The organism is Pseudomonas abyssi (assembly GCF_003444685.1).
Classification (GTDB): Bacteria; Pseudomonadota; Gammaproteobacteria; order Pseudomonadales; family Pseudomonadaceae; genus Halopseudomonas; species Halopseudomonas abyssi.
Genome location: NZ_LMAZ01000004.1, coordinates 253,884 through 278,147, shown reverse-complemented (window position 1 = coordinate 278,147; position 24,264 = coordinate 253,884). Strand labels below are relative to the sequence as shown.

Genomic DNA, 24,264 nt, shown 5'->3' with positions numbered 1-24,264 from the left:
CTGCAACCGATCGGCGGCCTGGCTTACGGTTTGACCGGAGAGGCGTCGGCACCTTCCTGGTCCGCGGGCAGATCACACAGACAGGAGACGGAGTCCTGCTGGGTGATGTTGACGCGGCGGCCGTCCAGCAACGCCTGCAGCACCGGCTCGACAAAGCTGCTGTCAGCGCTGCAATGGGCGCCATCGCTATAGGGCCCCACGTAGGCAAGACTGCCATCGGCAGACCAAATGGCAATGGAAGGCGCGCCGGGCCAATCTGACCACGCCGCCGGCAATGCCCAATAGTCCAGCTGCCCCAACCCCGTCGGCATACCTGCTGCCAAGCGCTGCCCCGAGCGGGCAAAACGCACGCCGCGCGCGGCAAAGCGCGCGGTCATTTCCTCAACATAGGCTTCATGGCCGGCGCTGCACGGGCAGTTGGACTGCCACACATGCACCACCTGGACCTGTCCTGGCGCGAAGGGCGGCGCAACCTGCTCGGCCTGAAAAAAAACCGGTCGCTCGAAGGACTTGATGTAACGCCCCTCAAACCACCAGTAGGCCCAGCCTAGCCCGGCCACCCACACCAGCAGCGCCAGAGAGACCAGCAACCTGCGTACCCAGAGATTCATTGCGCCACCGCTTGCCACACAAAGAGATAGCCGACCATTGTGCCACAGTCGTAGATAATCTATTTGTGCAAACCCCTCCACAACCTGAAGCCAGAGCGGTTGGCTCTGTCTCAGCACTGGTTTACCGTCCCCATGCTGGCAGACTGCCTCCCTGGCAGCACCAATGCCATGGACGAACCCGCACAAACGGCTGCCGCGACGGCCAGGGATATTGCTGCGCATGCTTGCCGATCTTGACCTCAAGACCCTGACGCTATCGCTCAGTCTGGTCACTCTGATGATGACACTGCTGCTGGGGCTGGCCGCCTGGCACGCGGGCGCCGAGCGCGGCTTGCGCCACTGGGCGCTGGGCAATCTGGCGCTGATGTTTGGCCTGATGCTCAACGTCAACCAGGACGACCTGCATCACACGCTGTCGATCCTGCTGGCCAACGGCCTGATGACGCTGGGGCTGGGGCTGGTCTGGCTGGGCATCCGCGCCTTCTTTGAGCGGAGTCAGCCACAACTGGTGCCGCTGCTGGCCACCCTGCTGATCGTTATACTGCTGGGCCTATTCCGCTACCAGTTTGACAGCAACGCCGTGCGCTACGCGATCAGCTCAGTGATTCTCGGCGGCCTGTGCTTGTTGTGTGCCAGCGAGCTGCTGCGCCCCACCGAACCGCCATTGCGCTCGGCCTGCTGGTTCAGCGGCGCTATCGCCCTGCTCTACGGCCTGATGCTGCTGGCCCGACCGGTCGCCTCGCTACTCGGCTGGAACGGCGCCGCCAGTTTGCTCGGCGGTCCGCTGCAATTGATCACTCTGCTCGGCGCGATGGCCGCACAGATCGGTATGGCCACCGGCTTTATCCTGATGACCCACTACCGCAATCTGGCAGCGCTGCACCGCCTGTCCGAGCGCGACGGGCTGACCGACACCCTGAACCGTCGCAGCCTGCACCAGCAGGCGGGCGCCCTGCTGGCGCGCATGCAGCACGGCGGTGAGCCGGTCACCCTGATCATGGTCGACGCCGACCACTTCAAGCGCATCAACGACGACTTTGGCCATCAAACCGGTGATGCCGTGCTCTGCCACCTGGTCAACCGTATCAGCCAGCACCTGCGCACACGCGACCTGCTGGGCCGCTTTGGCGGCGAAGAGTTCACCCTGCTGTTGCCGGGGCTCGACAGCGAGCAGGCCAGACCTGTCGCCGAGCGCATCCGGCACGGCATCAGCCAGGCTCCCTGGCGCCTCGCAGGTGAGACAATCAGTCTCACCGCCAGTCTCGGTGTAGCCTGCTCGCAGCATCACGGTTATGATTTCAACACGCTGCTCGGCGCTGCCGATGCCGCGCTCTACCGTGCCAAGACGCTAGGCCGCAACCGCGTCGAGCTGGCCCCGCCCCCCGGCCAGACTGATCAGGAGCAGGTCGCCCTGCGCCTCTTGTCACAATTCAGTCACAATCTTGACGTATAACGTCAGTCAGACAGGTGCACTGCGACCCGCACCCCCCTGGAGTCCCTGTGAGCTATTCCCCTGTTCCGCGCCCCTTCCCTGCCAGCCGTCCCCGTCGCATGCGCAAGGATGATTTTTCCCGCCGCATGATGCGTGAAAACACCCTGACCGCGGACGATCTGATCTACCCCGTCTTTGTCCTTGAGGGCGAGCAACAGCGCGAAGCGATTGCCTCCATGCCCGGTATTGAACGGCTGTCGATCGACCTGCTGCTGGATGAAGCCGCTGAGCTGGTCGAGCTGGGTATTCCGGCCATCGCCCTGTTTCCGGTGACGCCGCTGGAGAAGAAGTCACTGGACGCTGCCGAGGCCTGGAACCCGGACGGACTGGCGCAACGCGCCGTACGCGCCCTGAAAGCGCGCTATCCGCAGCTGGGGGTGATTACCGACGTCGCGCTGGACCCCTTCACCACCCACGGGCAGGACGGCATCATTGATGACGACGGCTACGTGATGAATGAAATCACCGTCGAGGCGCTGGTCAAACAGACCCTGTCGCACGCCGCCGCCGGCGCAGACATTGTCGCCCCCTCCGACATGATGGACGGTCGGGTGGGTGCCATGCGCGACGCGCTGGAAGCCGCCGGCCACATTCACACCCGCATTCTTGCCTACTCTGCCAAGTACGCCAGCGCCTACTACGGCCCGTTCCGCGATGCGGTCGGCTCGGCCGGCAACCTCGGCAAGGGCAACAAGGCCACCTACCAGATGGACCCGGCCAACAGCGACGAGGCCCTGCACGAAATCGCTGCCGACCTGTCAGAGGGAGCCGACATGGTCATGGTCAAACCGGGCATGCCCTATCTGGATGTACTGCACCGGGTGAAGGACACCTTCAAGGTGCCCACCTTTGTTTACCAGGTCAGTGGCGAGTACGCCATGCACTGCGCCGCCATCAACAACGGCTGGCTCAGTGAAGCGGTGATTCTGGAATCACTGACCGCCTTCAAACGCGCAGGAGCCGACGGCATCCTGACCTATTTTGCCAAGACGGCAGCACGCCAATTGCGGAGCCGACAGTAGTCGTAACGAGGAGATCATGGCAGAGCTCAACAGCACCCGAGACACCACCAAGGACAGCGCGGCGCCAGCCCCCGAGGCCAGCCCGCGTACCGATCTGGTAACCCGACCAGCCCAGGTCAGCGAAAAGGTGGCCGAACCGGCACCGGTTCCAGATCTGGGTGCGCCCGAGCTCTACATTCACCGCGAGCTGTCGCAGCTGCAGTTCAACATCCGCGTGCTGGAGCAGGCGCTGGATGAGTCCTACCCGCTGCTTGAGCGCCTGAAGTTCCTGCTGATCTTCTCCAGCAACCTGGATGAGTTTTTTGAAATCCGCGTTGCCGGCCTGAAAAAACAGATTACCTTCGCGCGCGAGCAAACCGGCCCGGACGGACTGCAGCCTCAACAGGTACTGAGCAAGATCAGCGAGACCGCGCACTATCAGGTCAGCCGCCAGTACAGCATTCTCAACGATATCCTGCTGCCCCAGCTGAACGAAAAGGGCATTCGCTTTCTGCGCCGCTACCAGTGGACGCACAAGCAAACCCTGTGGATTCGCCGCTTCTTCCGCCAGCAGGTCGCGCCGATCATCAGCCCGATCGGGCTGGACCCGACGCACCCCTTCCCGCTGCTGGTGAACAAGAGCCTGAACTTTATCGTTCAGCTCGAGGGCATCGACTCCTTCGGCCGCGACTCCGGCATGGCGATCATCCCGGCGCCGCGCTCGCTGCCGCGCCTGATTCGCCTGCCCGACGAGCTGTGCGACGGTGGCGACAACTTTGTATTCCTGTCATCGATGATTCACGCCCATGCCGACGAGCTGTTCCCCGGCATGAAGGTCCTTGGCTGTTACCAGTTCCGCCTGACCCGCAACGCCGACCTGTTTGTCGACCCGGACGAGGTCGATGACCTGGCCCGCGCCCTGCGCGGTGAGCTGCTGTCACGCCGCTACGGTGACGCGGTGCGCCTGGAGGTGGCCGACAACTGCCCGAAACCGCTGACCGACTTCTTGCTGAAGCAGTTCGGCCTGACCGAGGCGGAGCTGTACGAGGTCAACGGCCCGGTCAACCTGACGCGCCTGTTCTCCATTACCGGCCTGGAAAATCACCCGCAGCTGCAATTCCCGCCCTTCAGCCCGGGGCTGCCGCGGGTGCTGTCGAGCGCCGACAACCTGTTCCAGGCGATCAGCAAGCAGGACATCCTGCTGCAGCACCCGTACGAGTCCTTTAGCCCGGTGGTCGACCTGCTGCGTCAGGCGGCGCAGGACCCTAATGTGCTGGCGATCAAGCAGACCCTGTACCGCACCGGCGCCAACTCCGAGATCGTCAACGCGCTGGTCGATGCCGCCCGTAATGGCAAGGAAGTGACCGTGGTGATCGAGCTGCGCGCACGCTTTGACGAAGAGTCCAACCTGCAGCTGGCCAGCCGCCTGCAGCAGGCCGGCGCGGTGGTGATCTACGGCGTGGTGGGCTTCAAGACCCACGCCAAGATGATGCTGATTCTGCGCCGCGAAGAGAAGAACCTGAAACGCTACGTACACCTGGGCACCGGCAACTACCACGCCGGCAACGCCCGCCTGTACACCGATTACAGCATCCTGACCTCAGACGTGGCACTCACCGAGGACGTGCACAAGCTGTTCAACCAGCTGATCGGCATGGGCAAGACCCAGCGCATGAAAAAGCTGCTGCAGGCACCCTTTACCCTGAAAAAACGCCTGCTGGAGCTGATCAACCGCGAAACCATGAATGCCCAGGCGGGCAAGCCGGCGCACATTATCGCCAAGGCCAATTCCCTGACCGACGCCAAGATCATCAAGGCCCTGTACAAAGCCTCACAGTGCGGCGTGAAGATCGACCTGATCGTGCGCGGCATGTGTTGCCTGCGCCCCGGTATCCCGGGCGTGTCGCACAACATTACCGTTCGTTCGATCATCGGCCGTTTCCTGGAACACAGCCGGGTCTATTACTTCCTGAACGACGGTCAGGAACAGGTGTGGATGTCCAGCGCCGACATGATGGAGCGCAACCTCGACAAGCGCGTCGAGACCTGCTTCCCGCTGGAAGGCAAAAAGCTGATTACCCGCGCCAAGCAGGAGCTGCAGGTGTTTCTCACCGACAACACCCGCAGCTGGATTCTGCAGCCCGACGGCACCTACCTGCTCAGCTCACCGAGCGGCAACCAGATCCCCCGCAGCGCCCAGGCGACGCTGCTGGAGAAGCTGGCCTCGCCTCAGCGTACCGTCAACCTGTAACCGGCCTTGGCCCAGTATTGGGCCTCGCGCTCGAAGTCAGCCTGCGTCAGCGGGTTGTCTTCGAGCCAGCCAGCCGGGAAGGTCACCGCCAACGCATCCTCCGCCGCCTCCACGGTCATTTCCGGCATGTCCTGAAAGCCACGGATGTGGTGGTAGAGGATGGCCAGGCGCAGCACCATGCACAGGCGCAACAGCGTCACAGCCTCATCACCGAACTCGCTCAGACGATCACTGCTCGGCAGATTGCGACGGTGTCCGCGTACCAGTAGCGCCAGCGTCTGCTGGTCCGGTCGGGAGAAGCCCGGCAGATCCGAGTGCTCGATCAGGTAGGCGCCGTGCTTGTGGAACTGGTTGTGCGCAATGTCCAGACCAATCTCGTGCACCCGCGCGGCCCACACCAGCATCGCTGCCAGTTTGCTCTGCGTCAGCTGCCAGGCCGGCTCAACCTTGTGCAACAGCCGCAGCGCCTTGTTCTCGACCCGCGCCGCCTGGTCCAGATCAACGTGGTAGCGCTCCATCAGCGCACTCAGGGTGCGCTCACGCACGTCCTCATGGGAGTATCGTCCCAGCAGGTCATACAGTACGCCTTCACGCAGCGCGCCCTCGGAGTGCGGCATGGCTTCAACGCCCAGGGCGTCGAACAACGCTTCGAGAATTGCCAGGCCCGCCGGCAGGATCGGCTGGCGATCCGGCTTGAGCCCCTGAATGTCCAGCTTGTCGACATGCGAGGCCTTGAGCACCTTGCGTTTTAGCCACTGCAGCCCTTCGCGGTTGACCTCACCCTGGCCACGCCCACCGGCCTGAATGCACTGCCCGACCGAGCGGATGGTGCCCGAGGCGCCCACCGCCTCGCTCCAGCCCAGGCGCTGAATGGCCTGTTCGATGTTCATCAGTTCCAGTCGCGCCGCCGTATAGGCCTGGCTGTAGCGCGCGGCGGTAATGCGCCCGTCGGGGAAAAACTGCTTACTGAAGGCCACACAGCCGACATTCAGACTCTCGCGCAGCAGCGACTCGAAGCGCTCGCCCACGATAAACTCGGTGCTGCCACCGCCGATGTCCACCACCAGGCGCTTGCCTTCATCGTCCGCCAGGGTATGCGACACGCCGAGGTAGATCAGCCGGGCCTCTTCGCGCCCGGAAATCACTTCAACGCGGTGGCCCAGCACCTGCTGCACCTGACGAATGAACTGCCCGCGGTTGCGCGCTTCACGCAATGCGCTGGTGGCCACGACCCTCACCGCGCCCGGCGGCAGGCCATTGATCAGTTGAGCGAAGCGCCGCAGACAATCGAGCCCGCGCTGCATGGCCTCATCGCTGAGCATGTTGTCATCATCCAGCCCGGCGGCCAGCTGCACCTTCTCGCCCAACCGCTCGAGAATGCGAATCTCGCCCTGCTCAACGCGCGCCAGCACCATGTGGAAGCTGTTGGAGCCCAGGTCAATCGCGGCCACCAGTGAAAAATCGTTCGCTTCTGCCTCTGCCATGCGCTCTTCCCGTGGATTTTCAAATGCTCCCGATTCTAGCACCGCGCGAATGACATTTACCCGCACGGCGAGACAGACTGCCCCGTGCGCGGCTACATGACGCATCTACACTACTGCTCAAACCGGCGGCAGACCCGCCGCCGCGAGCGGCTGGCGAGCAGCGCGACCGCCCCGCGCACCGCCTTTCGCTGGCGCGCCGGGTGGTGCTATGATGCTGCCATTCCGCCTTTTTATCCCTCTGGAGAAACACATGAGCGATCTGATTGTGCACGTCACTGACGGCAGCTTCGACGACGAAGTGCTCAAGTCTGACACCCCTGTACTGGTTGATTACTGGGCCGAATGGTGTGGCCCCTGCAAAATGATAGCCCCGGTTCTGGACGAGATCGCCAAGGACTACAGCGGCAAGCTGAAAATCTGCAAACTGAACATCGACGAAAACGCCGACACCCCGCCCAAGTATGGCGTGCGCGGCATCCCGACCCTGATGCTGTTCAAGGGCGGCAACGTCGAAGCGACCAAGGTCGGCGCGCTGTCCAAGTCGCAGCTGGCAGCCTTCCTTGACAGCAACATCTGATGTATCGCGCCCCGGCCTCCGTGCCGGGGCGGCTGTTTTTACAGCCGCAACGCTGGACGTTACCCGCCTGCGGTGCTAGATTTGCTGACCAACGCCCTGACGCACCCTGCGCAGCGGCTTCCCAAACCCGCAGCCAAGCTGATCGCCCCATGCTCCATGGTGGCCGAAACACATCTTTCCTGCCGACACTCTGACATCACTCACCGACCCCTATGAACCTGACTGACCTCAAACAAAAACCTATTACCGAACTGTTGGAAATCGCCAACCAGATGGGCCTGGAAAACATGGGCCGATCGCGTAAGCAGGATGTGATCTTCGGCATCCTGAAAAAACATGCCAAAGGCGGCGAAGACATCCTCGGTGACGGCGTACTGGAGATCCTTCAGGACGGGTTCGGCTTCCTGCGCTCGGCCGACTCCTCCTACCTGGCCGGCCCGGATGACATCTACGTGTCGCCCAGCCAGATTCGTCGCTTCAACCTGCGTACCGGTGACACCATTTCCGGCAAGATTCGCCCGCCCAAAGACGGCGAGCGCTACTTTGCTCTGCTGAAAGTTGACTCGATCAACTTCGACAAGCCGGAAAACACCAAGAACAAAATCCTGTTCGAGAACCTGACGCCGCTGTTCCCCGATCAGCGTCTGGTGATGGAAGCCGGCAACGGCGCTACCGAAGACCTGATGGCGCGCATCATCGACCTGTGTGCCCCCATCGGCAAAGGCCAGCGCGGCCTGCTGGTGGCGCCGCCCAAAGCCGGTAAGACGCTGATGCTGCAGAACATCGCCTCGAACATCGCCCGCAACAACCCCGAGTGCCACCTGATCGTCCTGCTGATCGACGAGCGCCCGGAAGAGGTAACCGAAATGCAGCGCACTGTGCGCGGCGAAGTCGTTGCCTCGACCTTTGACGAGCCGCCGGCGCGCCACGTACAGGTCGCTGAAATGGTGATCGAGAAGGCCAAGCGCCTGGTTGAACACAAAAAAGACGTGATCATCCTGCTCGACTCCATCACCCGTCTGGCCCGTGCCTACAACACCGTGATCCCGAGCTCCGGCAAGGTGCTGACCGGTGGTGTCGATGCCCACGCCCTGGAAAAGCCCAAGCGCTTCTTCGGCGCCGCGCGCAACATCGAAGAAGGCGGCAGCCTGACCATCATCGCCACCGCGCTGGTCGACACCGGCTCGAAGATGGACGAGGTGATCTACGAAGAGTTCAAGGGCACCGGCAACATGGAGATCCACCTGGATCGCAAGATTGCCGAGAAACGCACCTTCCCGGCGATCAACATCAACCGCTCCGGTACCCGCCGCGAAGAACTGCTGACCAGCGAAGACGAGCTGCAGCGCATGTGGATTCTGCGCAAGATCCTGCACTCAATGGACGAGATCGCCGCGATCGAATTCCTGCTGGATCGCCTGAAAGACACCAAGACCAACGACGAATTCTTCCAGTCGATGAAGCGCAGCAAAAATTAAAGCGGCAAGCTGGAAGCGACAAGCTGCAAGCAGTCCGCTGTAGCTGGTCGCTTTCAGCAGGTCAGGCCGCCAAGGCGGCCTGACTGTCAATTCAGTGTGCTTCTGACCAGACACCCCAGGCTGCGGCATACCACGCACTGCTTGCAGCTTGAAGCTTGAGGCTTGAAGCTCAAATGCAATACTCCGATCTACGCGATTTCATCAAGGGTCTGGAACAGCGCGGTGAACTCAAGCGCATCCAGACGCCTGTCTCCCCTGTGCTGGAGATGACCGAGATCTGCGACCGTACCCTGCGCAAGGGTGGTCCGGCGCTGTTATTTGAAAACCCCACCGGCTCTGACATGCCCGTTCTCGGCAACCTGTTCGGCACGCCCGAGCGTGTAGCGATGGGGATGGGTGCCGAGAGCATCAGCGAGCTGCGCGAGATCGGCAAGCTGCTGGCCTTTCTCAAGGAACCGGACCCGCCAAAGGGTCTGAAGGACGCTTGGTCCAAGCTGCCGATCTTCAAGAAAGTCATCAACATGGCCCCCAAGGTGCTGCGCGATGCCCCCTGCCAGGCGCAGGTATTCGAGGGTGACGACGTCGATCTTGGTCGCATTCCGGTACAGACCTGCTGGCCCGGCGACGCCGGCCCGCTGATCACCTGGGGCCTGGTGGTTACCAAGGGGCCACACAAGGAGCGGCAGAACCTGGGTATCTATCGCCAGCAGGTGATCGGGCGCAATAAGGTCATCATGCGCTGGCTCAGCCACCGTGGTGGCGCACTCGACTTCCGCGAATGGCAGGAGCAGCATCCGGGCGAGCCCTTCCCGGTTGCCGTGGTGCTCGGCGCGGACCCGGCGACCATTCTTGGCGCGGTGACCCCGGTACCGGACAGCCTGTCCGAGTACGCATTCGCCGGCCTGCTGCGCGGCCAGCGCACCGAGCTGGTCAAGTGCCGTGGCTCTGACCTGCAGGTGCCCGCCAGCGCCGAGATCGTGCTGGAGGGCGTGATCCATCCCGGCGAGACGGCCGAGGAAGGCCCGTTCGGCGATCACACCGGCTACTACAACGAAGTCGACCGCTTCCCGGTCTTTACCATTGAGCGCATCACCCAACGCGAAAAACCGATCTACCACAGCACCTACACCGGCCGCCCGCCGGATGAGCCTGCCGTACTGGGTGTGGCGCTGAACGAAGTTTTCGTGCCGCTGCTGCAGAAGCAGTTCCCCGAAATCACCGACTTCTATCTGCCCCCGGAAGGCTGCTCCTACCGCCTGGCGGTGGTGTCGATGAAAAAACAGTACCCGGGGCATGCCAAGCGCGTCATGCTCGGGGTCTGGAGTTTTTTGCGCCAGTTCATGTACACCAAGTACGTGATCGTGGTGGACGACGACATCAACATCCGCGACTGGCACGACATTATCTGGGCCATTACCACGCGTATGGACCCCAAGCGTGACACCGTGATGATCGACAACACCCCGATCGACTATCTCGACTTTGCCTCGCCGATCTCCGGGCTGGGCAGCAAGATGGGGCTGGACGCCACCAACAAGTGGCCCGGCGAAACCACCCGGGAATGGGGCGTCGCCATCGAGCAGGACGCCGCCGTGCGCCAGCGAGTCGACGCGATCTGGGCTGAACTGGGTATCGACTAGATGAGAGTAGCGCTGGAGCCAGGCGACCTGAGCCTGGAGATTGACCAGGGCGAGACCATTCTCGCCGCCGCACGCCGCCAGGGTTTTGATGCACCCAATAGCTGCCGTAACGGCAACTGCCATGTCTGCACGGCGGTACTACTGAAAGGCCGCGTTAGCCTGCCTGGAGACCGAGAGGCCCAGGCCGGCGACGAGATTTACACCTGCGTGGCCACGCCACTCGAGGACTGCACCGTGCATTGGGAAGGCGTGTTGGCGCCCGGGCAACTCCCGGTGCGCACCCTGGCGTGTCAGGTTGCCGAGTGCAGTCCGATCGGCGGCGACGTCTGGCGCGTGCGCCTGCGCACCCCGGCAGGCAAGCCACTGCGCTATTACTCCGGCCAGTATCTGCTACTGGAGCGCGAAGGCGCTGAACCGGCGGCCTTCTCCATCGCCTCGGCCCCGGGTGAGGAGCGCATGATTGAGCTGCACATTCTTACCCGCGACCCGCTAACCCAGGCCGTCATCGACTACCTGCAGCACCACCGCATCGCACGCGTGCAGGTGCCGTTCGGCGACGCCTGTCTGACTGCCCCGCCTACCCAGCCGCTGGTACTCATTGCCGCCGGCACCGGCCTGGCGCAGATGCAGAGCATCATCGAGGACTGCCTGCAGCAGGGGGTCACCCAGCCGATTCACCTGTACTGGGGCGTGCGCCATAGCGACGACCTGTACAACGCACCGCACTGGCAGCGCTGGGAGCAAGCCCCCAACCTCTACCTGCACCGCGTGGTCAGCGACCAGGCTGACTGGAGCGGACGCCAGGGCTTGCTGCACCAGGCCGTCTGCGAGGACCTGACCGACCTGGCCGACTACCGGTTTGTCGTCAGCGGTTCACCCGGCATGGTCTACGCGACCCTTGATGCCCTGGTCGCCGCCGGCATGCCTGCGCAGCAGATGCAGGCTGACGCCTTCGCCTACGCGCCGCGCTGACAGCGCCCGCCAGCCTCCCTATACTGACGAAAACCTGCCCAGCCCGCCCACAGCGATCGGACTCGGCAGGCAAATTCGCCATCATTGGGGATACGCAAGATGCGGGCACTGCCCTACTCAAGCTGGATTTTTGCACTCTGGCTGAGCGCCATCCCGGTCAGCGCCTTTGAGCTGAACAGCCTTGAGTGGCCGCCCTACACCGGCACCGAGCTCCCGGAACACGGGCAGTTGCCCAGCCTGCTACGCGGCGCACTGGCGCAGCAGGACATCGCGCTGAGCATCCGCTTCCTGCCCTGGAATCGGGCCGTCAAGGCCGCCAACACTAAAGCTGAAACCCTTGGCTACTTCCCCGAATACCGCGCCCCAGACCTGCCCTGCGCCTACTCGGACAGCCTGGGCACCAGCCGCCTGGGCCTGGCTCACCGCAGCAGCGAACCGCTGGACTGGCAACAGCTGACGGACCTGGCACCGTATCGTATTGGGGTCGTCAGCGGCTATCGCAACACACCGGCCTTTGACCAGGCGGTCGCCCATGGCGTCTTGCAGGTTGAACAGGCAACCAGCGACCAGCTCAACCTGCTGAAGCTGCTGCATGGTCGGGTAGACCTGGTGGTGATTGATCAGGCGGTCATGCAGTACTGGCTGGAGGCCTCAGAGGAGCTGGGCGACAGCGCCGAACAGCTGGCGTTTTCCCCCAGACTGCTCGGCGAACTGACCCTGCACGTCTGCTTCGTAGAGGGTCCTGACGCCGAGCAGGCCCGGCGTCAGCTCAACCAGGCGCTGCGCGAATTCAAGCGCTAAGCGCGCCGCTCATTCTGGCAGCGGCAGGGTCGGCAACTGGTCCTCGATCATCTCGAAGCCGTCGCGCAGGGTGCGCTCGGCAGCGCCCGAATCTCCCATGCGCTCCTGCAGACGCGCCAGCTCGGCACAGGTCTGTATATCCCGACGACTGGAGAAGCTTGCTTCCAGATAGTCGCGCGCCTTGCCCCACAAGCGATTGCGTTGCGCCAGACGCCCGGCGGCCAGCAACAGGCTGGCGTTATGCGGATGCTGGGTGAGCCACTGCTCGGCGGTTGCCAGCTGGCGTGCCACATCCTTGCCCTTGAGCAAGCCGTAGAGATTGACCAGACGTTCGTTGAACTGCTGCTGCAAGGCGTTGCGCAGCACCTCCTCAGCCAGTTCGTCCCGCCCACGGGTACGCAGTTGCAAGGCATAGGCTTCGAGCAACTCCGGCTCCTCGCGCAGGCGCTTGGGCATGCGCTCCCAGGCCGCGATCACCAAGCTGGCCGGATCACTGTCCAGCGACGCCGTGCGCTGCCCAGCCTGGGCCAGCAGGGCAACATGCACCTGACGCTCCAGCGCCTGCTGATCATCCTCGCGCAGCACTTTCTGCCGGCGCAGCTCCGGCAACAAATCCAGCAGGCTGTGCCAGTCTTCCAGACGCACATACACCTGGCTCAGCAGCTTCAGGGCGTAAAGGTGCTTGGGGTGCTCCTTGCGCAGCCGGGTCAGCGTCGCCAGCGCCTGCTCCAGCTGGCCACGGGCAATCTGCAGCTGGGCCTGAGTGACGGCAATGGCCACATCCGCCTTGGGGGTGGTTTCATAGGCTTCGCGCAGCAGGGCGTCACACTCGGGATAGTCTTCCAGCTCGTTGGCCGCGCGCGCTGCCGCCAGGTAGTTGATCAACGGCAGCTCGGCGTGTGGCGCCGAGCGCTTGAGCAAGCGCAGTGATTGCTGCCAGTGACCTTCGGCAAACTCCAGCAGGCCGCGGGTTGCCAGCAGGTTGGCGCGGTTTTGCAGGTTACGACGGGACCAGGGGTTGATGCGCCGACCGGACGCGGTCAGCATCCGCAGTAGCGTGCGCGTCAGCATCAGCAGCAGCCAGAAGGCGAGCAGGAAGCCCACTCCGACCCAAATGCTGGTCTCGATGGAGAAATGCCGCCAGGCAATCAGCAGATAACCGGGATCCTGGGCAATCGCCATCCCCAGCAGCGCGGCGACCAGCACCACCAGCAGGATGGCTACATAACTCTTACTCATCCGCCGCCTCCTCGGCCGGCGCACTGCTGCGGCGACTCTGCAGGTAGTTGGCCAGGCTCTGCTGCAGCGGCGCCAGATCAGGTGGCGACAGGCTTACAGCACGGCCGTGCAATCCTTGCAGTTGACTCTGCATGGCCTGCACCTTGGGATTCTCCAGTTCGAAATACTGGGTCAGGATCTGCTCGGCCCGCTCCAGGCTGGCCTGGTACACCGTCTCCTCGCCACGCAGGGCGGCCCACTGGGCTTGCTCCAGCGTCAGCTGCAAGGTGCGACGCACGCGCTGCATCTCCGCTTCATCCAGCAGCGGGGTGATCACCTTGCCACGCTGGAAGTCCACCCGTACATAGCGTTCCAGCCTCATCAGCACGCGGTCCCAGCGGTCGCGACGCTGCAGACGGTCGGCGTACTCTTCCTCGGCGCTGACTTCGGTCGGATCAAACTCCGGCACCGGCAGCGCCACCAGACGATCGACCTGATCACGCAGGGCGCCCAGACGCAGGAACACGCCAGCGCGATCCAGCTCAGGCAAGCCTTCCAATTCGGCCTGATAACCGGCCAGCTGTTCACGTACGCCGAACAGTCCGCTATCAGGCATGGATTTCAGAATACCGTCGACGGTGTCCAGCAACTCGCGAGCGGCGGCGACATCCTGCACCGCCTGCAGCCGCAGCGCGGCGAGGCGCAGCAGATACTGCGCTTCGGCCAGCTTCCACTCTTCCCGGCCATCGCCCTGCAGCACGTCAAGGCGCTCGCCCAGCGCCTGCTGGCTGCGCTGCATGTCGGCGATCAGGCGCTGCGCCGCGCGCCAGTCATCCGCCTGGGGCACGCCTTCGAGGCGCTGATCCAGGCGCGTGTTGGCACCGTCAAGCTGGCGCTGCTGCTGCTCAAGTGCGTCGCGCTGTCCTTGCTGCAGAGCCTGCGCCTGCCACAGCTGCCAGCCCGAGGCAGCCAGCGCGATCAGCGCCAGCAGCAGCGCCAGCCAGCTGACACCCCGACCACCACCGCCTGCGGCCGGCTTGTCCGGTTTCGGGCGTTTGGCGTCACCGCCCTGCTTGCCGCTGGCTGCCGCCAACGGCTCTGCGGGCTTGGTCGCCGCAGCGGCTGCAGGCTGTTGTTCGGTCTTGTTGTTCGCTTCGCTCGGTTCCACGCGCTTCCCCTTTGTCATCCCGACGACGAGAGCACGGCCTCCACGACGGCCGCGTCATCTGCACCTCGACAGGTTACTACATCCGTGCAGCCCCACTCCCGGGCCTGCGCCGCAATCCGTTCACTTGCCACAAAGCAGCGCCACTGCCGCTGCGCCTGCCAGTGCCCGCCCGCCGCCTCGCGCCAGTGACGCAGGGCCTGCACGCTGAGCACCAGCACCCGATCGATCTGCGGCGCCAGCTCGACCAGTGCGGCCTCCAGACCGGCCGGCATGCGGCGGGCGTAGAGGGGCAGGTAATCCACCCGCGCGCCCGCGGCGCGCAACTGGTCGGCCAGGTGCTCGCGTCCATCCTCGCCACGCCAGATCAGCACCTTCAGATCGGGACGGGCCAACAAGGGCGGCCATAACGGCATGGCCAGTAGTGCCTCACTGTCCTGCCCTTGCGCCGGACATTCGGCAGGCAGCCCGTAATCACGCAGTACCTGGGCCGTGCCGCCCCCCACCGCGAGCCAGGCAACGCCCTGCGGCGGCTGTGGCCAGTAGTGATCCAGCCGCTCCAAACCAAGACGTGCTGCCACCGGGCTGACCACGACCACGGCCTGGTAAAGATCCAGATCCAGCATACGCTGGCGCTCCCGAGGCCCTTCCGGGCAAGGCTCCAGCGCCAGTAGCGGCAAGCTGCAGGTGGCAATGCCATGCTCGGCCAGACTGGCAGCCAGTCGCTGATTCTCCGCCGGCTGGCGGGTCAGCAGCAGGCAGCCGCTCACCGTGGCGGCGCCTCCTCGTAAACCGCATCCAGAATCGCCTGGGCGCCCTGGGCCAGCAAATCCTCGGCCACGGCGATACCCAGCGCCTCGGGCTCCGCCTCGGGGCCTCGGGCTTCGGCACGCAGCATGCGCTGGCCATCCGGATCACCGACCAGCCCGCGCAACCAGAGCTCGCCATTCTCGCGCTCGGCATAACAGGCAATCGGCACCTGACAACCGCCATTGAGGCGCGTGTTGAGGGCGCGCTCGGCACGCACGCGCAGCGCACTGTCCTCATCGTTCAGTTGCACCAGCAGCGCCTGCAATTCGGTATCCGAGCTACGGCACTCGATGCCTACCGCGCCCTGACCGCCTGCCGGCAGACTGACTTCCGGCGGCATCGGGTAGCGAATGCGCGCATCGAAGCCCAGACGCAGCAGCCCGGCGGTCGCCAGCACGATAGCGTCGTACTCACCGGCGTCGAGCTTGGCCAGACGGGTATTGACGTTACCGCGCAGGAAGCGAATCTGCAGATCCGGACGGCGTGCCATGATCTGCGCCTGACGACGCAGACTGGAGGTGCCCACGACGCTACCCGCCGGCAGCGCATCCAGATCGGCATAGTGATTGGAGACAAAGGCATCGCGCGGGTCTTCGCGCTCGCAGATGGCGTACAGCCCCAGCCCCTCGGGGAACTGCATGGGCACGTCCTTCATCGAGTGCACGGCCAGATCGGCCTCGTCGTTGAGCATGGCGGTTTCCAGCTCCTTGACGAACAGCCCCTTGCCGCCGATCTTGGCCAGCGGCGAATCCAACAGCTGGTCGCCGCGGCTGACCATGGGTACCAGGGAAACAGCGACGCTGGGGTCAAGCTGTTCGAGACGCGCCTTGACGTATTCGGCCTGCCACAGGGCCAGGGCGCTCTTACGGGTGGCAATTCGTAGATGTCGACTCATGGAACTCTCGCTTCAAACCAGGTCGCATCATACGCCATGGTCAAACGGGCATCCACGCGGGTGACTGTCGCAGCACGGTTAGAGACACAAACGCTCCATCAGACGGCGCACGCCCGGTACATGACGGCGGCTGACCGTCAGGGTTTCGCTCTCCAGCCCTTTCAGACACAACTCGAAATGCCCCATGGCTGTACGCTGCAAACATTCAATGCGGCTGCGTGCCACCAGCGCGTTGCGGTGAATACGGACAAACTGATCGCCGAACTCTTCCTCCAGCGCCTTCAACGGTTCGTCCAGCAGCACCTCACCGCCCAGGTGACGCAAGGTCACATACTTATGATCGGCAATGAAATACAGCACATCTTCAATAGGGATCAATTCGATCCCCTTGCGGGTGCGCGCGCTGATGTGGCTGCGCGCCTGAGCGCCCTCCGGCTGGGCGGTGGCCTTGCCAAGATTGGCCAGCTGCAGGCGATTGGGCCGCTGGGCCTTGGCCAGCGCATCGGCCAGCGCCTCGCTACGCACCGGCTTGAGCAAATAGCCCACCGCGCTCACGGCAAAGGCATCAAGCGCATACTCACCGTGCGCGGTACAGAACACCACCGCCGGCGACTCGGCGTTTTCGCAGAGCTTGGCGGCGGTTTGCAGGCCGTCCAGCCCGGGCATGCGAATGTCCAGCAGCAGGATATCCGGATGATGCGCCTCAACCAGTTGCAGGGCTTCATGCCCATTGCTGGCCATCTCGGGCAACGCCCGGTACCCCGGCAGCGAACCAACCAGTCGCGCCAGCCGCTCGCGGGCCAGCGGCTCATCATCAGCGATCAGTACTTTCATTCGATAATGACTTCTCTGCCGTTGTTGAATCTTGTGTAACAGGATAGACCAGCCTGCTGAAGAAGCACTCCCCCTGGCGCCAGCCGATCAGCTGCGCCCGCTCGCCAAACAGTGCCTGCAGCCGCGCCCGGATGTTGGCCATGGCCATGCGCTCACCCTGATGCGTGTCGTTCTGCTGAGGACAGGTATTGCTCACCAGAAGTTCAACTACCCCGTTCTCAAGACGACCACGAATCAGCACGTCACCGCCATCAATACGTGGCTGCAAGCCATGCAGGATGGCGTTCTCCAGCAACGGCTGCAGGGTCAGCAAGGGTATCGGCAAGGTATCCGGCAGCTCGGCAACATCCCATTGCACGCGCAGCCGCTCACCCAGCCGGTATTGCTCAATACGCAGGTAGCCTTCACACAGGCGACGCTCCTCGCCCCAGCAGGACAGCGCTTCGCTACTGGACAGGTTGGCGCGAAACAGATCGGACAGATCCAGCACCGCCTGTTCGGCCTTGGCCGGAGCAACCTCGATCAGGCTGGCGATGCTGTTCAGACTGTTGAACAGAAAGTGCGGACGAATACGCGACTGCAGCGCCTGCAGGCGCGAGCGCAGCTCGGCCTGCTGCTGGTGCTGCCACTGCTGCTGCAGATAAAAGTAACGTAGCAACAGGCTGGTCATGATCAGCGCGATCAGACCATGGCGCAGCAACTGCCCGGCTTCCCATTGCAGGGCACCGGTCATGCCGCGGTATACCACCCAGTCACCCAGCACCGTAAAGAACAGTGTCAGCCCCACCACCACGGCGTGACAGGCGGCGACTGCCAGCCCCAGCGGGCGTCGGCGCATCCAGTCGCGCAGGCGGCACAAGGCTGCGGCCGAGAGCAGCACAATCCACTGCACAAAGAGCGAGGCCATGGCCAACTGCAGCCAGTCAAAACCGCCGTCGGCAGGTTGTGCCAATACCCATACCAGCACCACCAGCTGGGCCAGCACCACCAGGGTAAAAACGGCAACGGACGAACAAAGATCAGGGAGGAAGAAATCCTCTCCCTCATAGGGGCGTTTGAGCAGGGTCCAGAATCCGTTCTTCATCGCGCCAGTGTCTGCCAGCCGACCGCCATCGCGCAAGCGTGAAATGCTATGCTATGCGCCTCTTCACGCAGCGGACCCATCCGAGACATGAGCCAAGACAAGACAACCAACCAATCCTGGGGTGGCCGGTTCAGCGAACCGGTCGACGCCTTCGTTGCCCGTTTCACCGCCTCGGTGGATTTTGACCAGCGCCTGTACAAGCACGACATCCAGGGCTCCATCGCCCACGCCACCATGCTGGCCAAAGTAGGCGTACTGACCGAGGCCGAGCGCGACGCCATTATCGAAGGGCTGAACGCCATTCGTGGCGATATTGAAGCAGGCCAGTTCGACTGGCGCGTCGACCTCGAGGACGTGCACATGAACATCGAGGCCAAGCTGACCGAGCGTATCGGCATCACCGGCAAAAAGCTGCACACCGGCCGCTCGCGCAACGATCAGGTCGCGACCGATATCCGCCTCTGGCTGCGCGAGGAAATCGACGTCATCCTCGGCGAGCTGATTCGCCTGCAGACCGGTCTGCTGGACCAGGCCGAGCGCCACAACGCGGTGATCATGCCGGGCTTCACGCACCTGCAGACCGCCCAGCCGGTGACCTTCGGCCACCATCTGCTGGCCTGGTTTGAAATGCTGCAGCGCGACCGCGAACGCCTGATCGACTGCCGCAAGCGGGTCAACCGCATGCCGCTGGGCTCCGCCGCGCTGGCGGGCACCACCTACCCGATCGACCGTAGCATTACCTGCGAGCTGCTGGGTTTTGAAGCCATCTCCGGCAACTCGCTGGACGGCGTGTCCGACCGCGACTTCGCCATCGAATTCTGCGCCGCCGCCGCACTGGCGATGATGCACTTGTCGCGCTTCTCCGAAGAGCTGGTGCTGTGGACCAGTGCGCAGTTCAACTTCATCGCCCTGCCCGACCGTTTCTGCACCGGCTCCTCAATCATGCCGCAGAAGAAGAACCCGGACGTACCCGAGCTGGTGCGCGGCAAGTCCGGCCGCGTATATGGCCACCTGATGGGCCTGCTGACCCTGATGAAGAGCCAGCCGCTGGCCTATAACAAGGACAATCAGGAAGACAAGGAGCCGCTGTTCGACGCTGTCGATACCCTGCGTGACAGCCTGCGCGCCTTTGCCGACATGATCCCGGCCATCGAGCCCAAGGTCGAGGCCATGCGCGAAGCAGCCCTGCGCGGCTTCTCCACGGCAACCGACCTGGCGGACTATCTGGTGCGCAAGGGCATCCCGTTCCGCGACTGCCACGAGATCGTCGGGCACGCGGTGAAGTACGGTGTGGATTCAGGCAAGGATCTGGCGGAGATGTCGCTGGAGGAGCTGCGCCGCTTCAGCGACCAGATCGAGCAGGACGTGTTTGAGGTGCTGACACTGGAAGGCTCGGTGAACGCCCGTGACCACATCGGTGGCACCGCACCGGCGCAGGTGCTGGCAGCGGTTCAGCGCGGCCGCGCTCTGCTCGGCGCCTGACGCGCAAAAGAAAGGCCGGCAGCCCTGGCGGGCTGCCGGCCTTTCAACAAGCACTGATCCATTGCACTCGCGCAGGATCGGTGCTGTCCTGCTTGCTTACTCGCGCTCGACGCTGATCACAAAGCTGCCACGACCACTGTTGTCGTAGCTGCGCGCGCTCAGAGTGTAGCGGCCGGGCTCCAGGTAAGTGCTGATGCGCGAGTTGGTGCCACCGGCGCCATCATCATCTTCCAGCTCAACACCGTTACCGCTCATACGCAGCAGCGCATCAAACTCGGTGGCGTAGAGGTCAACCGTGTAGTGGCCGGCTTCAGCGATCACCAGCGTCTTGTCGACACTGTTGCCCGACAACGTACCGGAAACCCCTTCGCCCGGACGCACCTGCGCGCTGTTGCTGCTGACAGGTTGCACGGCAGTGCTCAGGGTGAAGATACCGGCGCTGCCATCGACAGTCGATGCGCTGATACGGTAGCTGCCCGGGTTGGCAAGCGTAGTGATGGCCGCATCCAGATTACGACCGGCACCATCGTCGTCGCTGGTGTCAACGCCAGGACCTTGCAGCTTGAGGAAGCTGTCGACCTCATCCGAACTCATGACAATGCGCAGCAGCGAACGCTCCGGCACAGCCAGGGTATAGACCTTGTCGTTGCTGTCAGCCAGGCCGCTGATGGTGGTGCCCAGGGCAATCTCGCCGCCGTTGACCAGCTCAACGCCCTCAGGCAGCGCGCGGCTGCTCAGGCTCAGGTCGTAGCCACCTTCGGCCGGGGAGTCCAGCGCAGTCGCTGTTACCTGGTAGGTACCCGGATCGAGCATAACGGTCATGCGCGAGTTGGTGCCATCACCGCCGTCGTCATCTTCCAGCGACAGACCGCCACCGTTCAGCTTGAGCACGGTGTCCAGCTCCTCGGAGCCCAGGGCAATCTCGTACAGACCGGCTTCTGCAACCGTTAGGGTGTAGGTGTTGGCATCGTTGCCACGGCTCAGCAGGCCAAAGACCGAGTCGTTCAGCTCCAGCGCACCGCTATTGCGCGGCGTGACGCGCTCCAGCGTCAGGTCGAACGGGCCGTAGGAGGATGCCGTGCTGCCGCTGACACCCAGGCGGTAAGTACCATCGGCCTGCGGGGACAGGTGCAGGGAACCGTGACGCGGGCCGCTGACCAGTTGGTTGCGTGAATCCAGCAGGGTCAGCACCGCGCCTTCCAGGGCGCCGCCCTGCTCTACGCGCACCAGCTCACCTGCCTTGAGCTTGAGGTTGAATACCTGATACTGCGACCCGTCGTTCAGGTTGACCGGGCTGCTGCTGGTGAGCTCGCCCTGCAGGCGTGTAGCGCCGTTGGTATCCACGGCGCCGCCCTGGGTGGCCGCACAACCGGCCAGTGTGACGACCATGCCCACCGCCAGAGCGGTGCGAGACAGGGAAGAGGGAAAAAGTGAGGAGAACTGCATATAAATTCCTTCTGGACGGAAAAACCTCCTGAAACCGCCGAACTTGAGCCCGGCGCCGCATTCTTGCCCCGCGATTATGCCTCTTCCCCCACGCCCGGCTCCAGTACCGAAACGTGGTATGTGCGCCATGTCCGTTTTGTCTTTCAGACCGCCGGCTGTTGCTGGGTGATACAGTGGATGTTGCCGCCCCCAAGCAGGATTTCCCGGCCCGGCACCGCAACCACGCGGCGTTCGGGGAACAGCCCCTGCAGAATCGCCAGCGCCTCCTCGTCATGAGGATCGGCAAAGCTGGGCGCCACCACCCCGCCGTTGACGATCAGAAAGTTGACGTAGGAGCCGGCCAGGCGAATGGCTGGATCGCGGCTCTGGCTGCCCTCGACCACCTGCACGTCCGCGCACTCGTCGGCGGTGGCATGCAACGGCCCGGGAATGGGTATGTGGTGTACCAGCAGCGCCCGCCCCTGCGCATCGCGCGCGGCGGCCAGCACCGCCGCGGCGGCCTGGCAGCGCTCATAGTTGGGGTTCTGCGGATCATCGGTCCAGGCCAGCAGCACTTCGCCGGGGCGCACAAAGCAGCAGAAGTTGTCGACGTGGCCATCAGTCTCATCGTTGTAGAGGCCCTCGGGTAACCAGATCACCTTGCTGATACCCAGCTGCGCCGCCAATTGCTGCTCTATCTCTATGCGTTGCAGGTGCGGATTGCGGTTGGGGTTGAGCAGGCACTCCTCGGTGGTGATCAGGGTGCCTTCGCCATCCACGTGAATCGAACCGCCCTCCAGCACAAAACCCTCAGTGCGATAACGCGGACAGCGTTCCATCGACAGGATCTTGCTGGCCACCTGATCATCCAGCACCCAATCAGCATACAGACCGCCCAGCCCGCCGCCCCAGGCGTTGAAGGTCCAGTCCACACCACGCAGGCCGCCCTGGCCATTGATCACAAAGGTCGGCCCGGTATCACGCACCCAGGCATCATTGCTGCTCAGCTCCACCACCCGAATCGCCGGATGATCCAGCTGCGCGCAGGCATTGGCGTATTGCGCCGCCGAGACGCCAACGGTCACCGGCTCAAACCCGGCAATCGCCTGCGCCACCGCAGCAAACGCCGCCTGCGCCGGCTCCGCCTGTTGCCGCCAGTTATCCGGGCGCTCCGGCCAGATCATCCAGGTCTGACTGTGCGGCGCCCACTCGGCGGGCATGAAGTAGCCGTCATGCTGCGGCGTGCTGTGCAGGTTGTACATGGCCTCAGGACTCCAGCTCGCCATCCAGGGTCTTGAGCGGACCGTACAGGTTCGGGCGACGGTCGCGGAACACACCCCAGGCGCTGCGGATACGCTCCAGCTCGTCGAGGTCGAAGGACTGCACCAGCACGCCGGTGTCCGTCTCGTTCAGCTCCTGCACCTTCTCGCCAAACTGGTTGGCAATAAACGACGAGCCGTAGAAGGTGATGTCGTAGCCGTCCTGCTCTTCGCGGCCGATGCGGTTGCTGGCGATCAGCGGCATCAGGTTGGCGCCGGCGTGGCCCTGCTGCACCCGCTGCCAGTGGTCACGGGAGTTGATGCTGTGGTCGTGCGGCTCACTGCCGATGGCAGTCGGATAGAACAGCAGCTCCGCGCCCATCAGGGCCATGCTGCGCGCGCACTCGGGGAACCACTGATCCCAGCAAATACCCACGCCAATCCTGGCATAGCGGGTCTGCCAGACCTTGAAGCCGGTGTCGCCCGGGTTGAAGTAATACTTCTCGTGATAACCGGGGCCATCCGGAATATGACTCTTGCGGTAGATGCCGAGGTTGCTGCCGTCGGCATCAATGATCGCGATGCTGTTGAAGCGCGCGCGACCGGCCAGCTCGAAGAAGCTGATCGGCAGCACCACCGCCAGCTCTTTGGCCAGCGCCTGAAAGTGCTTGATCGCCGGGTTGTCTTCAACCCGCGTGGCCAACTGCAGATACTCCGGGTTCGGCTTCTGGCAGAAGTACGGCGTTTCGAACAGCTCCTGAATCAGGATGATCTGCGCGCCCTGGGCGGCGGCCTCGCGCACCAGCTTGTCAGCTTGCGCAATATTGGCCTGACTATCCCAGGTACAACCCATCTGGGTGGCGGCAACGGTCACGGTACGAGTCATGGCACACTCCGGTGAGAGTTGGATAAAAATCGACTTATAGCCCAGCCCGGCAGCATTGGCAAGCTACAAGGCATTCCATAAATAGATAATTATCGGCAAATAGGCGCTACGCGTCGTATCAACCCAGTAGCTTCACCGGGTCCTGCCGATAAAAATCGGCCAAATGTCGATATACCGCCGGCCACTCGCGGCTCAACACTGCCGGGCGCTCAAAGAAGCTTTCTGACAGCACGGCAAAGAATTCTGCCGGCGCCTCCAGCGCATATGGGTCCAGAGGCAGCGGCTCGTTGCGCTCAAAACGCTCGCCCAGATCGTCCCAGGCCGCCTGCATGTCGCGCGCCCAGTCCGCCCGACTCATCCCCCGATGCAAGGGCGGCGCGCCATTGGCAGTGGACGAGCGCATATCCAGCGTATGCGCCAGTTCGTGAATCACCACGTTAAAGCCATCCGCCCGCCCGGAATGCCGTACGTCATCCAGCGACAGCACCACCGGCCCACGCAACCAGGCCTCGCCGCTCAGTTCGCGCTCACCCTGGTGGACCACACCGGCCTCGTCACGCCACTGGTGACGCGCGCGAAAGGGACCGTCGTAAAAGATCAGTGTCTGCCAGCCCGCGTACCAGTCGAGCCCCAGCTCCAGCACCGGCACCACCGCCATGCCGGCCACCCGCAGACGCAGCACATCGTCCAGCTCGACACCCTCGGTGGCGTGCAGGTTCTTGCGTAGCAACAGGCGCAGTGCCAGCTCTTGCAGCCGCGCGCGGCTGGCCGGCGTACTGCGCTGATAGAAGGGCCAGTCACCCAGCGCCTGCTGCCACAGCTCTGGATCAAGCTGCTGTTGCAGCTCATTCAGCTGCCGGGCCTCACGGCGGTCGCGCCACCAGCTGAACAGCCCCATG

Annotated in this window: 21 protein-coding genes; 9 read left to right on the top strand and 12 right to left on the bottom strand. The window is 63.6% G+C overall.

The window, feature by feature from the left end:
- Window positions 1-23 precede the first annotated feature (23 nt).
- Window positions 24-611 carry a DUF6436 domain-containing protein gene (locus tag ASB58_RS14180; RefSeq protein ID WP_118131321.1) on the bottom strand — a complete coding sequence of 196 codons (588 nt, stop codon included), beginning with the start codon at window positions 609-611 and terminating at the stop codon, window positions 24-26.
- A 220-nt stretch (window positions 612-831) separates the two neighbouring features.
- Between ASB58_RS14180 and ASB58_RS14175 the strand changes: the two genes are divergently transcribed.
- Genes ASB58_RS14175 through ppk1 form a run of 3 tightly spaced genes read left to right on the top strand, consistent with a single transcriptional unit; the run spans window position 832 to window position 5,355 of the window.
- Window positions 832-2,064: a GGDEF domain-containing protein gene (locus ASB58_RS14175; RefSeq protein ID WP_165771255.1), complete on the top strand. Its 1,233-nt coding sequence runs from the start codon at window positions 832-834 to the stop codon at window positions 2,062-2,064.
- A 47-nt stretch (window positions 2,065-2,111) separates the two neighbouring features.
- On the top strand, window positions 2,112-3,125 hold the full coding sequence (gene hemB, locus ASB58_RS14170; RefSeq protein WP_118131320.1) for a porphobilinogen synthase: 1,014 nt from the start codon (window positions 2,112-2,114) through the stop codon (window positions 3,123-3,125).
- Window positions 3,126-3,141: 16 nt separating this feature from the next.
- A complete protein-coding gene (ppk1, locus tag ASB58_RS14165) occupies window positions 3,142-5,355 on the top strand; it encodes a polyphosphate kinase 1 (protein ID WP_096004492.1) in 2,214 nt (737 codons plus the stop codon).
- Here the strand turns inward: ppk1 and ppx are convergent.
- On the bottom strand, window positions 5,334-6,839 hold the full coding sequence (ppx, locus tag ASB58_RS14160) for an exopolyphosphatase (RefSeq protein ID WP_118131319.1): 1,506 nt from the start codon (window positions 6,837-6,839) through the stop codon (window positions 5,334-5,336). The genes ppk1 and ppx overlap by 22 nt on opposite strands.
- A gap of 250 nt (window positions 6,840-7,089) precedes the next feature.
- Between ppx and trxA the strand changes: the two genes are divergently transcribed.
- The 5 genes from trxA (at window position 7,090) to ASB58_RS14135 (ending at window position 12,307) form a co-directional block, all read left to right on the top strand.
- Entirely contained in the window at window positions 7,090-7,416 is a 327-nt protein-coding gene (gene trxA, locus ASB58_RS14155) for a thioredoxin TrxA (RefSeq protein ID WP_083728234.1), read from the top strand.
- Between the two features lie 212 nt (window positions 7,417-7,628).
- Complete coding sequence (gene rho, locus ASB58_RS14150) at window positions 7,629-8,894, top strand: transcription termination factor Rho (protein WP_083728235.1); 1,266 nt, start codon at window positions 7,629-7,631, stop codon at window positions 8,892-8,894.
- Between the two features lie 173 nt (window positions 8,895-9,067).
- On the top strand, window positions 9,068-10,534 hold the full coding sequence (ubiD, locus tag ASB58_RS14145; RefSeq protein WP_118131318.1) for a 4-hydroxy-3-polyprenylbenzoate decarboxylase: 1,467 nt from the start codon (window positions 9,068-9,070) through the stop codon (window positions 10,532-10,534).
- A complete protein-coding gene (locus tag ASB58_RS14140; RefSeq protein WP_096004495.1) occupies window positions 10,535-11,506 on the top strand; it encodes a 2Fe-2S iron-sulfur cluster-binding protein in 972 nt (323 codons plus the stop codon).
- Window positions 11,507-11,605: 99 nt separating this feature from the next.
- Entirely contained in the window at window positions 11,606-12,307 is a 702-nt protein-coding gene (locus ASB58_RS14135; protein WP_118131317.1) for a substrate-binding periplasmic protein, read from the top strand.
- A 9-nt stretch (window positions 12,308-12,316) separates the two neighbouring features.
- Here ASB58_RS14135 and ASB58_RS14130 read toward each other — a convergent pair whose 3' ends face one another.
- The 6 genes from ASB58_RS14130 to ASB58_RS14105 all read right to left on the bottom strand — a co-directional run bounded on the left by ASB58_RS14130 (window position 12,317) and on the right by ASB58_RS14105 (window position 18,313).
- The gene (locus ASB58_RS14130) at window positions 12,317-13,546 is read right to left on the bottom strand and encodes a heme biosynthesis HemY N-terminal domain-containing protein (RefSeq protein ID WP_118131316.1); all 1,230 of its coding nucleotides are present in this window, start codon (window positions 13,544-13,546) and stop codon (window positions 12,317-12,319) included.
- The gene (locus tag ASB58_RS14125) at window positions 13,539-14,693 is read right to left on the bottom strand and encodes a uroporphyrinogen-III C-methyltransferase (protein WP_181977942.1); all 1,155 of its coding nucleotides are present in this window, start codon (window positions 14,691-14,693) and stop codon (window positions 13,539-13,541) included. Before ASB58_RS14125 ends, ASB58_RS14130 begins: the two co-directional genes overlap by 8 nt.
- A 14-nt stretch (window positions 14,694-14,707) precedes the next feature.
- A complete protein-coding gene (locus ASB58_RS14120) occupies window positions 14,708-15,460 on the bottom strand; it encodes a uroporphyrinogen-III synthase (RefSeq protein ID WP_118131314.1) in 753 nt (250 codons plus the stop codon).
- Window positions 15,457-16,395, bottom strand: coding sequence for a hydroxymethylbilane synthase (gene hemC, locus ASB58_RS14115; RefSeq protein ID WP_118131313.1), 939 nt, complete (start codon window positions 16,393-16,395; stop codon window positions 15,457-15,459). Before hemC ends, ASB58_RS14120 begins: the two co-directional genes overlap by 4 nt.
- A 78-nt stretch (window positions 16,396-16,473) precedes the next feature.
- Window positions 16,474-17,229 (bottom strand): LytR/AlgR family response regulator transcription factor, encoded by a 756-nt coding sequence (locus tag ASB58_RS14110; protein WP_118131312.1) that lies wholly within the window; start codon window positions 17,227-17,229, stop codon window positions 16,474-16,476.
- Window positions 17,210-18,313, bottom strand: coding sequence for a sensor histidine kinase (locus ASB58_RS14105; protein ID WP_118131311.1), 1,104 nt, complete (start codon window positions 18,311-18,313; stop codon window positions 17,210-17,212). Before ASB58_RS14105 ends, ASB58_RS14110 begins: the two co-directional genes overlap by 20 nt.
- 87 nt (window positions 18,314-18,400) lie before the next feature.
- Here ASB58_RS14105 and argH point away from each other — a divergent pair, with 87 nt between their 5' ends.
- On the top strand, window positions 18,401-19,795 hold the full coding sequence (argH, locus tag ASB58_RS14100; RefSeq protein WP_118131310.1) for an argininosuccinate lyase: 1,395 nt from the start codon (window positions 18,401-18,403) through the stop codon (window positions 19,793-19,795).
- A 96-nt stretch (window positions 19,796-19,891) separates the two neighbouring features.
- Here the strand turns inward: argH and ASB58_RS14095 are convergent, their stop codons facing one another.
- The 4 genes from ASB58_RS14095 to ASB58_RS14080 form a co-directional block, all read right to left on the bottom strand.
- Entirely contained in the window at window positions 19,892-21,241 is a 1,350-nt protein-coding gene (locus ASB58_RS14095; protein WP_096004504.1) for a hypothetical protein, read from the bottom strand.
- 143 nt (window positions 21,242-21,384) lie between these two features.
- On the bottom strand, window positions 21,385-22,482 hold the full coding sequence (gene aguA, locus ASB58_RS14090; protein WP_118131309.1) for an agmatine deiminase: 1,098 nt from the start codon (window positions 22,480-22,482) through the stop codon (window positions 21,385-21,387).
- 4 nt (window positions 22,483-22,486) lie between these two features.
- Entirely contained in the window at window positions 22,487-23,365 is an 879-nt protein-coding gene (gene aguB, locus ASB58_RS14085) for an N-carbamoylputrescine amidase (protein ID WP_118131308.1), read from the bottom strand.
- Between the two features lie 118 nt (window positions 23,366-23,483).
- The gene (locus tag ASB58_RS14080) at window positions 23,484-24,263 is read right to left on the bottom strand and encodes a M90 family metallopeptidase (RefSeq protein WP_202974637.1); all 780 of its coding nucleotides are present in this window, start codon (window positions 24,261-24,263) and stop codon (window positions 23,484-23,486) included.
- Between the last annotated feature and the right edge of the window lies 1 nt (window position 24,264).